The organism is Streptococcus sp. SN-1 (assembly GCF_041154385.1).
GTDB classification, from domain to species: Bacteria; Bacillota; Bacilli; order Lactobacillales; family Streptococcaceae; genus Streptococcus; species Streptococcus mitis_CT.
Genome location: NZ_AP028929.1, coordinates 907,482 through 919,412, shown reverse-complemented (window position 1 = coordinate 919,412; position 11,931 = coordinate 907,482). Strand labels below are relative to the sequence as shown.

Below are 11,931 nucleotides of genomic sequence, written 5' to 3'. Positions count from 1 at the left end.
AACTCTCTAAACGTTCGTAAATATCCCTGTTTTTAAGGTTTTTAGAGTCCTTTCTTAAATTTTATATGGCTTTATAGTTTGAAACTATATTCTTTTCTTTTACCGAAATTTTATCACTTTCATTTTACTTACCGTTTATTTTTGTGTACAATAGTGCTATGAAAATTTTAGTTACATCGGGCGGTACCAGTGAAGCTATTGATAGCGTCCGCTCTATCACTAACCATTCTACGGGTCACTTGGGGAAAAACATCACAGAAACATTGCTTGCTGCGGGGCATGAAGTTTGTCTGATAACAACAAAACGAGCTGTGAAGCCAGAACCCCATCCCAACCTAAGTATTCGAGAAATTAACAATACAAACGACCTTCTCCTTGAAATGCAAGAACGTGTCAAGGACTATCAGGTCTTGATTCACTCAATGGCTGTGTCTGATTACACTCCTGTTTATATGACAGGTCTAGAGGAAGTTCAGTCTAGTTCCAATCTAGAAGAATTTTTAAGCAAGCAGAATCATCAGGCAAAGATTTCTTCGACTGATGAGATTCAGGTTTTATTCCTAAAAAAGACTCCAAAAATCATCTCTCTAATCAAGGAATGGAATCCTGCTATTCACCTGATTGGTTTCAAACTGCTGGTTGATGTTACCGAAGATCATCTGGTTGACATTGCCCGAAAAAGTCTTATAAAGAACCAAGCAGACTTGATTATCGCAAATGACCTCACTCAAATCTCAGCAAACCAGCACAGAGCAATCTTTGTTGAAAAAGATCAGCTTCAAACAGTCCAGACTAAAGAAGAAATTGCAGAACTCCTCCTTGAAAAAATTCAAGCTTATCATTCATAGAAAGGAAAGCTATGGCACATATTCTCTTGGCTGTAACGGGCTCAATCGCCTCTTACAAGTCGGCAGATTTAGTTAGTTCGCTTAAAAAACAAGGCCATCAAGTCACTGTCTTAATGACCCAGGCTGCTACAGAGTTTATCCAACCTTTGACTCTACAGGTATTATCACAGAATCCTGTCCACCTGGATGTCATGAAGGAACCCTATCCTGAACAGGTTAATCATATCGAACTTGGTAAAGAAACGGATTTATTTATCGTGGTACCTGCAACAGCTAACACTATTGCAAAACTAGCCCACGGCTTTGCGGACAACATGATAACCTGTATGGCTCTGGCCTTGCCAAGTCATATTCCTAAACTAATAGCTCCTGCTATGAATACAAAAATGTATGACCATCCAGCAACTCAGGCTAATCTGAAAACATTAGAAACCTACGGCTATCAGCTGATTGCTCCTAAGGAATCCCTACTAGCTTGTGGAGACCACGGACGAGGAGCCTTAGCTGACCTCACAATTATTTTAGAAAGAATAAAGGAAACTCTCGATGAAAAAACGCTCTAATATTGCGCCTATTGCTATCTTCTTTGCAACTATGCTTGTGATTCATTTTCTGAGCTCACTTATCTTTAACCTTTTTCCATTCCCAATCAAACCGACCATCGTTCATATTCCTGTCATTATTGCTAGCATTATTTACGGTCCACGAGTTGGGGTTACACTTGGATTTTTGATGGGACTACTTAGTTTGACCGTTAATACAATTACGATTCTGCCAACCAGCTACCTCTTCTCACCATTTGTACCAAACGGAAATATCTACTCAGCTATCATTGCCATTGTCCCACGTATTTTGATTGGTTTAACTCCTTATCTAGTCTATAAACTGATGAGAAACAAGACTGGGTTAATCCTAGCTGGTGCCCTTGGTTCACTTACCAACACAGTCTTTGTACTTGGTGGAATTTTCTACCTTTTTGGAAATGTCTTTGATGGTAATATCCAAAAACTCCTAGCAACTGTTATCTCAACAAATTCAATTGCCGAATTAGTTATTTCTGCAGTTCTTACTCTAGCTATTGTTCCACGACTACAAACTTTGAAGAAATAAAAACAATCTCCGCTTTCAAGCTCGAAGGTGGAGATTTTGTTTGATGTAGTTTGTTTTTTAGTGAAATTTTTACCAGCTTTCAACTTAAAAATGACCTATAAACCTAAGTAAATCCTTGCTTTATTGTCTTGTTTGGTGTACTATACTAGTGTATATACAGTTAAAAGGAGATTCTTATGAACACACGGAAAAAGACACAATTTATGACAATGACTGCCCTCTTAACGGCTATTGCAATTTTGATTCCAATTGTTATGCCTTTTAAGATTGTCATTCCACCTGCTTCCTATACTTTAGGAAGCCACATCGCTATTTTTATCGCCATGTTCTTATCGCCCTTGATGGCTGTTTTTGTCATCTTAGCCTCTAGTTTTGGATTTTTGATGGCTGGCTATCCCATGGTGATCGTTTTTCGAGCTTTTTCCCATATCTTTTTTGGGACTTTGGGGGCTCTTTACCTACAAAAATTCCCCGATACCCTAGATAAACCAAAATCTTCCTGGGTTTTCAACTTTGTGTTAGCGCTTGTCCATGCTCTTGCTGAAGTATTAGCTTGTGTCGTTTTTTATGCAACTTCGGGTACCAATGTAGAAAATATGTTTTATGTTCTATTTATACTAGTTGGATTTGGCACAATTATCCATAGTATGGTAGACTATACATTAGCACTAGCTGTCTATAAAGTGCTTCGAAAACGCCGTTAAAAGGAAAAGCTATGACAAAAGATCGCAAACAAGCCCTGCTCCAACTCTTGAAAGAAACTCCTAAAGCCCTCAATGGCCAAAGTTTAGCTGAACATTTTCATGTTACACGCCAGGTCATTGTACAGGACATTGCAATTTTAAGAGCCGATGGCGCTCCTATCCTATCCACCAATCGTGGCTACGTCTATAAGCAAATTGAAACCAACCCTTATGTTCACAAACTTTTCAAGGTGAAACATGAAGTTGAAGAAATCGGTCAAGAACTCCTTGCTATCGTTGATAATGGTGGACGTGTTCAAAATACCTTGATTGACCATCCCGTTTATGGAGAAATCGAAACCTTGCTGAAACTGTCTTGTCGCCGAGACGTGCAACATTTTCTAGAACAAGTCGAGCATTCAGATTTTAGACCTCTGTCTGAATTGACAGATGGCATCCATTACCACCTAGTCGAAGCTGAAACACAGCAAGACCTCCGCTATATCGAGGAGGCCTTGGATCAGCTAGGTTATTTAGTAAAAGACTAGAAGATTTTCTTCTCCCAGCCATCTTCTATACGATGACGGTAGAAAAATTCAGATTTGTCCGGAGCTTCCATCATCTCCATCAAAGGTAGCATATCATAGGCCAGATCCAAGTTTGGAATCTGGTCTTTTTGAATCCAATAGCTCAAATAGTAACAATGATATTTAAAAACCACATTGAATGAAAATTAACAACTACTTGCTTACTAAAAATATATCACCAGTTATGTTGATCAACATTATCCTTAGTCACAAGATAAATTGGAGAAACTGTTTCTTTTTCCAGTTTTTTCCCTTGATAATGATCTATTGCTGATTGAATAGCAATTTCACCCATCTTAGCTGGTTGCTGAGCAATAGTGGCAGTAATATCACCTTTTGCAATAGCATCATGTGCATCTGGTTGACCATCAATACCAACAATTAATACATTGCTAAGACCAGCTGCTTTTACTGCTTGTGCAGCTCCTAACGCCATCTCATCATTCTGTGCAAAGATTGCTTGCACTTCTTTGTTTCCTTGAATCATATTTTGCGCTGTATTCAAAGCTTTTGCGCGGTCAAAATTAGCGGATTGACTAGAAAGAACATCTAAATTTGTCTTTGAAATTTGTTCAAATCCTTTACCTCTATCTACAGTTGCAGAAGCGCCAGGGACTCCTGATAATTCAAAAGTTTTTGCTTTTTCTCCCAATTGCTTGGTAATAAATTCTGCAGCCATTTTACCTGCTTCTACGTTATCAGAAGCAACAGTTGTCAAGACTTCACCTCCATTACTACCGCGGTCAATTAAGATTACTGGAATATTTGCATTATTAGCAGCTTTAATAGATGTAACAATTGCATCAGAATCAACTGGATTAATTAGTAAAGCATCTACATTTTGACTAATAAAATTTTGAATATCATCTGCTTGTCTAGCAGCATCATCTTGTGCATCTGCTATCTTCAAAGTTACTTCTTTTTCTCCTGCAGCTTTTTCAAGACCATCTTTCATAGCTACAAAATAGGGATTGTTAGTAGTTGAAATAGAAACTCCTAATTTTAATTCTTTTGCCGACTTTTGAATCGTAGATTTATTATCATTTGATGAATTTCCTAAACCAGTTTTTCCACAAGCTACTAAAGCAAAAATAAATGTTACAAACAAAGCAAAAATGCTAATTTTTTTAATAATTTTCATGTTATTACTCCTCGTAATATATATCTATAGGGATAGTTTCAATCCCGATTATTGTATGTCATCTAATAAATTGTTACTATTTACAAAAAAAATTGAAAATTATTCTACTGTTTTACAACTTTAAAACGATCAATCAGAACAGCAATTAAGATTACAACTCCTTTTACTACTTGTTGCCAAAATGCTGAAACACCGATAATATTAAGTCCATTATTCAAAACCCCAATAATTAAAGCACCTATTAAGGTCCCCAGTATACGACCTTTGCCTCCAGATAAAGAGGTTCCCCCAAGAACAACAGCTGCAATAGCATCCATTTCATAACTAGCACCTGCTGTTGGTTGAGCAGAACTTAAGCGTGATGTTATAATCAATCCAGAAATTGAAGCCATAATACCTGATATTGAATAAATGATAATTTTCACTTTATTTAATTTTAAACCTGATATATATGCTGCTTTTTCATTCCCCCCTATAGCATATACAGATTTACCAAATGCTGTTTTATGAAGTAAAACATATAAAATAATAAATACAATAAACATAATAATTACAGGAAATGGAATTCCGACTATGTAACCTTGCCCCAAAAATTGAAATAAGAATGTATCACTTAATCCTTTTGTAATAGGATTCCCATTTGTATAAACAAGTGTTGCGCCTCTAAAAATAGTCATAGTTGCTAAAGTAACGATAAATGGAGCTAATTTCCCGTAGGAAATCAATAAACCATTCATCACCCCCAGAATGCAACCTAAAATTAAAGAGATTAGAATTGCTAATGTAACAGGCATTCCAGATCCTAATAGGCCAGCTGTTAGCGCACTGGATAAGGCTAAAATTGATCCAACTGATAAATCAATTCCACCTGTTAGAATAACAAAGGTCATTCCAAAAGCAATCAGTGCATTTGATGTTACTTGCAATAGTAAATTTAACAGATTATTTGCTGTTAAAAAATTTGAATTGATAATAGTGATGACAGCCATTAAAATTATCAATGCTATTACTGTTGTCAATTCTGACATATACTTCATAGTATTTTTCACACTATTGTCCTCCTGTGGCTAGTTGCATAACTTTTTCTTGTGTAGCTTCTTGACGTGTTAATTCTCCACTAATTCTTCCTTCATGCATGACCATAATGCGATCACTGACTCCGATCACTTCTGGTAAATCTGAAGATACCATAATAATCGGCACACCTCGTTCAGCCAATTCATTCATTAATTGGTAAATTTCACGCTTAGCACCAACATCTACCCCACGAGTTGGCTCATCTAGAATCAGTACTTTTGGAGCAATACCTATCCATTTTGCTAAAACTACTTTCTGTTGATTACCACCAGAAAGTGTCCCAACTTCCTTATCTGGATAACCTGATTTAATTCGTAGCCTATCAATTAAACGTTGTACAAATATACCACTTGTTTTATTATCGAAAATGCCATTTTTAACAAAATCACGAGTACTAGGTAAAGTCATATTATCTTTAATAGAAAAATCTAAAATCAATCCCTCATCTTTACGATCTTCTGTTAAGAAACCAATTCCATGCTTAATTGCTTCAAAAGGATTTTTAATTATCAGTTGTTCTCCGTTTATTATAATTTGACCAGATTTTAAAGAATCAATTCCAAAAATTGCTCGCATTATTTCAGTACGACCAGCACCCATCAAACCAGAAAAACCAAGAATTTCCCCTTGACGTACATAGAAAGAAATATCCGTAAAAGCATCACCAGAAAGATTCTTAGCTTGAAAAACAATATTCCCAATCTCAGCCTTTTTTTCTGGATAATAATCTTCTAATTCACGGCCTACCATCTTCTGAACTAATTCATCTGCATTAGTTAACTTCGTTCTCTTGGTATCAATTACAAACCCATCCCTCATAACAGTTATAAGATCTGTAATCTTAAAGATTTCTTCCATCCGATGTGAAATATACACAATACCTACACCATCAGATTTTAATCCTTCTATCACTTTAAAAAGTGTTTCAGTTTCACGATCAGTTAAAGCTGCTGTGGGTTCATCCATAATTAACAAGGAAACTTCTGATAATAAACATTTTGCTATTTCTATCATTTGTTGTTGTCCGACTGATAATTGACCAATGATTGCATCGAGAGGAATAGAGATATTAAGACGTTTAAATGCTTCTTTAGCTTTCCTTTCCATACTAGCTTTATCTAGAAACCCAATCGAATTTTTAATTTCTCTTCCTAAAAAAAGATTATCAAGTACAGTCATATCTGGCCAAGTATTCATTTCTTGATGAATAAAACTCAGTCCAAACCGTTCTGCCTCTTGAGGATTAGAAAATGTTTTTTCTTTTCCATCAATAAAAATAGTTCCTGAAGTAGCTGGAAAAAGTCCAGTTAAAATATTCATTAAGGTTGATTTGCCTGCACCATTCTCTCCCATTAAAGCATGAACTTCTCCTGAATTAAGAACCAAATCAATACTTTCTAAAACACGATTATTCCCAAAAGATTTTGAAATGTTCTTCATTTCAATTTTCATAGGCAACTCCCTTCTAAATAATAACTCCTGATTGCAAGATTATATTCGAATATGGTGTATCTTCCCCAGTGCGAATAACTGCCTTAACTGTAGTATTCATAGCTTTCAATTCTTCATGACTAATATATTCAATAATTATATTCGATCCTAAAAGATCTAGAACTGCTTGCCACTGTTCTTTGTTTTTTTCCTTAATTTCTTCTGCTAAGAAAATTTTTTCAATAAGTACATGATCTGAATATTCTTTTAAAACTTCTAAAAAACTTGGACTACCTTTTCTTAATGCTAAATCAATTTTATCAATACCTTTTGGAACTGGCAATCCTAAATCTCCAATACAAACCAAATCCATATGACCTAAATCATCAGCTAGTTTTGCTATATTACTATTTAAAATCCCATATTTCTTCATATCCTGGATGCTCCTTTATTTCTTTCAAACTCGGCATGCCACCTTGCGCTCCAAATCTTTGAACAGAAAGATGTGAAGCAATCGTTGCAAAGGACAATGCAACATTCATCTCTTTTCCTTTTGAGACAGCATAAGCAAAAGCACCATTAAACGTATCTCCTGCTCCTGTAGTATCAACTACTTCTGCTTTTATAGCAGGAATCTTCTGAACTGCTGCCCCATCATAATAAATAGAACCTTCAACTCCTAATGTCACAATCATTTTATTAGGATAAATTTTAATAATTTCTTCTAATTTCTTATCTGGAAAAAGCTCTGAACATTCATGCTCATTAGGAGTAATAAAATCACAAAAAGGAATCATCTCTATATCTGTTTCTCTAGCTGGTGCAGGATTGTAAAGTACCTTAACTTTATTTTCTTGACAAAATTTAGCTATAGATAGGTTGGCTTCATGTGGTATTTCATTCTGTAATACAACAATACTTGCTTCACTAATCAATTCCCACTCATTTTTCCAATCATTTGTTTTAACTAAATTATTCGCTCCGGGATAATAAATAATTCTATTATCACCTCCATATAAAGTAATTTGTGCAACTCCTGTAGATTGTGGTACCGTTCCCACATGTTCTGTAGAAATATTATTATTTTGCAGATTACTTAGTAAATCTGCTGAAAAAATATCTTCTCCGACGTTTCCAAATATGTAAATATTATCTTCTACACTGGATAATCTACCAATAGCTACAGCTTGATTTGCACCTTTTCCACCCGGAACTATATTAAATGAATCCCCAAAAATCGTTTCACCTCCTTCTGGAATCCTTTTTGTTCTCATAACTAAGTCCATTGAAATACTTCCAACAACAACAATTTTACTCATTACTTTCTCCTTAATGTATTTCTTTCTACGTATCTAACAGGTAGTTTAATTTTAGCTTCATCTATAGAGAACTTATTTGCCATATTATAGATTAGCTTTGCAGCCTGTTCTCCCATTTTATATGATGATTGGTGAATAGTTGATAAAGAAGGATAAATAAATTGACTAAGTACAATATCATCATAACCAATGATTTGAATATCATCTGGGATTTTTTTACCAATTGCTAAAATTTCATGAATATAAGCTATCGCATGAATATCAGAAGGCGCTATAATACTATCAATATTTGGATTTCTTTTTAGATTCTCTTTAGCTTCTGTTTGAATTTTTTCAAACTCAAATGTTTCACTTTCTTCAATACGAATCTCTAAAGATTTATTCCTCAAATAGTTTAAACTTGCTTCAAATCGTTCCGCAATGTTCTCAGCTTTATCATCTAAAACTTTAATAATCATAACTTGCTTAGCGCCAGCATTCCAAATTGCTTTAGCAGCCAAACGTCCACCCAACTGATTATCAGAAAAGACACCGTAACCTGTATCTTTACTAATCCGGTCAACCACAACGACAGGTAACGTCAGATTTGGAAATTCCTTTGTAAAGTCAAGTGTCGTTATAATACCAGCTGCATTTGTTTTTAACAAAAGGTTTATATATTCTTCTAACGAATCATGATCTGAAATAGTACCAACCATAATCCTATAACCTTTATCTTTCAAATATGATTCAGCTCCTCGAACCAATCTTGGGAAGAAGGGATTAGAAATATCTGGCAATAAGAGTCCTACCATTTGATTTTTTTTAGTTTTCAAAGATTGTGCTAATACATTCGGCGTGTAATTTAATTTCTTGATAGCATTTTTTATCTTTTCTCTAGCATCATCTCCGACATAGCCTTTTTTCGAAATATATCTTGAAACTGTTGATTTTGATACTCCAGCTTCTTCAGCAACCTGTTTTATTGTAGTCATCACTCCTCCTTCTTACGTTGTGGAACCGTTCCCTTATTTATATAGTAAGCGTTTTCTTTTATTTTGTCAATACTTTTTTAGAAATATTTTAAATTTATTTCAGAGTACACATGTTTTTACTAATATCCTATTACTATTAGATACGAAACACAACAAGACCTCCACTATATTGAGGAGGCCTTGGATCAGCTAGGTTATTTAGTAAAAGACTAGAAGATTTTCTTCTCCCAATCATCTTCTGTACGGCGAGGGTAGAAAAACTCTGATTTGTCAGGAGCTTCCATCATCTCCATCAAGGGTAACATATCATAGGCCAGATCCAAGTTTGGAATCTGGTCTTTTTGCACCCAAGAAACTTCTCCTTCATCTGAAGAGCGAAGGCTACCAGAGAACTCAGTCGCCTTATAACAAATGACAATATAGCGCCCACCTGTATCTAGTGGCCAATTTTTAATGCCGACAAGTTGAGGATTTTGGATAGTCAATCCTGTTTCTTCGTAGATTTCACGAATGACAGACTCCGCAAAAGCCTCACCATTTTCAACATGACCTCCAGGAAAGGCATAACCAGACCAGCGATTTGTTTCAGGAGAGCGATACTGCATAACCACGCGCTGAGTTTCGGGGTCTTCAATCAGACAAATGTTTGTTAAAATTGTTAATTGGGAACGGGACATATTTTCTCCTTTAGATACTATTCTAATCCAACGCCTTGACTTCCAGCATCATATCACGAATCTGAGCTGCGAGTTCAAAGTCAAGCACTTCGACAGCTTCTTGCATTTGTTTTTCTAGTTTCTTGACGAGGTCTTTGCGTTCTTGTTTATTAAGGCTATTAATATCGACTTCCTTGTCCTCTTCCTTAGCAACTGCCTTGGTAACGGCAATAAGATCACGGATTTCTTTCTTGATGGTTTGAGGTACGATACCATGCTCTTCATTATAAGCCATCTGGATTTTCCGACGGCGGGCAGTTTCATCAATGGCACGTTGCATAGACTGAGTCATCGTGTCCGCATACATGATGACATGTCCTTCGCTGTTACGGGCAGCACGTCCAATAGTTTGGATTAAGCCACGTTCGTTACGGAGGAAGCCTTCCTTGTCAGCATCTAGAATGGCTACGAGACTCACTTCAGGTACGTCAATCCCTTCACGGAGCAGGTTAATTCCGACCAAGACATCAAAGACACCCAAGCGCAGATCACGGATAATCTCCGTCCGTTCCAAGGTCTTGATATCCGAGTGCATGTACTTGACCTTGATACCCATTTCCTTGAAGTAGTCGGTCAAGTCCTCTGCCATTTTCTTAGTCAAAGTGGTGATAAAGGTTCGTTCATTCTTTTCAACACGGGCATTGATTTCACCCAAAAGGTCATCAATCTGTCCCATAGTCGGACGGACTTCTACCTCTGGATCCAAGAGTCCTGTTGGACGAATGATTTGCTCAATCACTGTCTCGGTCTGTTCATTTTCATAGTCACCAGGTGTCGCTGAAACGTAAACAATCTGATGAACGTGACTCTCAAACTCCTCCCGACGGAGAGGACGATTGTCCAAAGCTGATGGCAAACGGAAACCATAATTAACCAGCATTTCCTTACGCGAACGGTCACCATTGTACATACCTTTGATTTGTCCCATAGTCATATGACTCTCGTCAATCATAATCAAGAAATCATCTGGAAAGAAGTCGAGAAGCGTATAAGGTGGCTCACCTTCGCTACGGCCATCCATATGGCGTGAATAGTTTTCAACCCCATTTGTATAGCCCATCTCGCGCAGCATTTCGATATCGTACTCTGTCCGCTGCTTCAAACGCTGAGCTTCAAGTAATTTGCCTTCCTTCTCAAAGACAGCTAACTGCTCCTCCAACTCTGCCTGAATCTTGGCAATAGCCACTTCCATATGGTCGTCATTGGTCACAAAGTGAGTAGCTGGGAAAATCGCCAAATGATCCACTTCTCCCAATACCTGGCCTGTCAGAGCCTCAACCTCACGGATACGGTCAATCTCGTCTCCGAAAAACTCCACTCGAAAGGCATGTTCATCACGGGAAGCAGGGAAAATCTCCACTACATCCCCACGCACACGAAATCTTCCCCGTTGGAAATCAATATCATTTCGCTCAAACTGAATATCAACCAAGTCATTTAAGAGTTTATCACGAGAAATTTCAAGACCTGGACGCAGACTAACGACGCTATCAGCGTATTCCTTGGGCGAACCCAGACCATAGATACAAGAAACGGAAGCTACGACGATAACATCATTACGCTCCAAAAGGGCTGAGGTAGCTGAGTGGCGAAGCTTGTCAATCTCATCATTAACAGAGCTATCCTTTTCAATATAGGTATCGCTAGAAGGGACATAGGCCTCAGGTTGGTAATAATCATAGTAAGACACAAAGTACTCAACTGCATTTTCAGGGAAAAATTCCTTGAACTCTCCATATAGCTGGCCTGCTAGAGTTTTATTGTGGGCGATGACCAGAGTTGGTTTATTGACTTTGTAAATGACCTGACTCATGGTATAGGTCTTCCCTGTTCCGGTCGCCCCCATCAGAATCTGAGCTTTTTCTCCCCCCTCGATATTATCAACCAACTGCTCGATAGCTTGGGGTTGATCTCCTGATGGTTGATATTTTGATACTAGTTTAAATTGATTGTCTGTAATGCGGTTAATCATAAGAATCCTCTCTCCATGTGCTATTCCTATTTTAGCATACTTGTAGCATTTTCACGAAGAAAAGGACGGACCG

The 11,931-nt window shown here is 37.0% G+C and carries 13 protein-coding genes and 2 pseudogenes; 6 read left to right on the top strand and 9 right to left on the bottom strand.

What is annotated here, in order from left to right; genetic code table 11:
• Positions 1–158: 158 nt before the first annotated feature.
• From coaB to ACAM22_RS04095, 5 genes are all read left to right on the top strand, one after another.
• On the top strand, positions 159–848 hold the full coding sequence (gene coaB, locus ACAM22_RS04115; RefSeq protein ID WP_153192385.1) for a phosphopantothenate--cysteine ligase: 690 nt from the start codon (positions 159–161) through the stop codon (positions 846–848).
• An 11-nt stretch (positions 849–859) separates the two neighbouring features.
• A complete protein-coding gene (coaC, locus tag ACAM22_RS04110) occupies positions 860–1,411 on the top strand; it encodes a phosphopantothenoylcysteine decarboxylase (RefSeq protein WP_369606975.1) in 552 nt (183 codons plus the stop codon).
• Complete coding sequence (locus tag ACAM22_RS04105) at positions 1,395–1,958, top strand: ECF transporter S component (protein WP_369606974.1); 564 nt, start codon at positions 1,395–1,397, stop codon at positions 1,956–1,958. Before coaC ends, ACAM22_RS04105 begins: the two co-directional genes overlap by 17 nt.
• Before the next feature lie 176 nt (positions 1,959–2,134).
• Positions 2,135–2,662 (top strand): ECF transporter S component, encoded by a 528-nt coding sequence (locus ACAM22_RS04100; RefSeq protein WP_049500798.1) that lies wholly within the window; start codon positions 2,135–2,137, stop codon positions 2,660–2,662.
• 11 nt (positions 2,663–2,673) lie between these two features.
• Positions 2,674–3,189, top strand: a complete 516-nt coding sequence (locus ACAM22_RS04095; RefSeq protein WP_020902811.1) for a transcription repressor NadR — start codon at positions 2,674–2,676, stop codon at positions 3,187–3,189.
• Here ACAM22_RS04095 and ACAM22_RS04090 read toward each other — a convergent pair.
• The 7 genes and pseudogenes from ACAM22_RS04090 to ACAM22_RS04060 all read right to left on the bottom strand — a co-directional run.
• Positions 3,186–3,326, bottom strand: a pseudogene (locus tag ACAM22_RS04090) (NUDIX hydrolase); the annotation flags it as partial. The gene ACAM22_RS04095 and the pseudogene ACAM22_RS04090 overlap by 4 nt on opposite strands.
• 77 nt (positions 3,327–3,403) lie before the next feature.
• On the bottom strand, positions 3,404–4,369 hold the full coding sequence (locus ACAM22_RS04085; protein WP_261052700.1) for a substrate-binding domain-containing protein: 966 nt from the start codon (positions 4,367–4,369) through the stop codon (positions 3,404–3,406).
• Positions 4,370–4,473: 104 nt separating this feature from the next.
• A complete protein-coding gene (gene rbsC, locus ACAM22_RS04080) occupies positions 4,474–5,418 on the bottom strand; it encodes a ribose ABC transporter permease (RefSeq protein WP_369606973.1) in 945 nt (314 codons plus the stop codon).
• Position 5,419: 1 nt separating this feature from the next.
• A complete protein-coding gene (locus ACAM22_RS04075; protein WP_369606972.1) occupies positions 5,420–6,898 on the bottom strand; it encodes a sugar ABC transporter ATP-binding protein in 1,479 nt (492 codons plus the stop codon).
• A gap of 13 nt (positions 6,899–6,911) precedes the next feature.
• Positions 6,912–7,310: a D-ribose pyranase gene (gene rbsD, locus ACAM22_RS04070; protein WP_000759833.1), complete on the bottom strand. Its 399-nt coding sequence runs from the start codon at positions 7,308–7,310 to the stop codon at positions 6,912–6,914.
• A complete protein-coding gene (gene rbsK, locus ACAM22_RS04065) occupies positions 7,285–8,196 on the bottom strand; it encodes a ribokinase (protein WP_369606971.1) in 912 nt (303 codons plus the stop codon). The genes rbsD and rbsK overlap by 26 nt, the downstream gene beginning before the upstream one ends.
• Positions 8,196–9,170, bottom strand: a complete 975-nt coding sequence (locus ACAM22_RS04060; protein WP_000207599.1) for a LacI family DNA-binding transcriptional regulator — start codon at positions 9,168–9,170, stop codon at positions 8,196–8,198. The genes rbsK and ACAM22_RS04060 overlap by 1 nt, the downstream gene beginning before the upstream one ends.
• Before the next feature lie 144 nt (positions 9,171–9,314).
• Here ACAM22_RS04060 and ACAM22_RS04055 point away from each other — a divergent pair.
• Positions 9,315–9,383, top strand: a pseudogene (locus ACAM22_RS04055) (DNA-binding transcriptional regulator); the annotation flags it as partial.
• On the opposite strand, the gene ACAM22_RS04050 reads toward ACAM22_RS04055, so the two are convergent.
• Both ACAM22_RS04050 and uvrB read right to left on the bottom strand, forming a co-directional pair.
• A complete protein-coding gene (locus ACAM22_RS04050; RefSeq protein WP_000091556.1) occupies positions 9,380–9,847 on the bottom strand; it encodes an 8-oxo-dGTP diphosphatase in 468 nt (155 codons plus the stop codon). The pseudogene ACAM22_RS04055 and the gene ACAM22_RS04050 overlap by 4 nt on opposite strands.
• A gap of 22 nt (positions 9,848–9,869) precedes the next feature.
• Positions 9,870–11,858 (bottom strand): excinuclease ABC subunit UvrB, encoded by a 1,989-nt coding sequence (uvrB, locus tag ACAM22_RS04045; protein ID WP_369606970.1) that lies wholly within the window; start codon positions 11,856–11,858, stop codon positions 9,870–9,872.
• Positions 11,859–11,931: the final 73 nt, after the last annotated feature.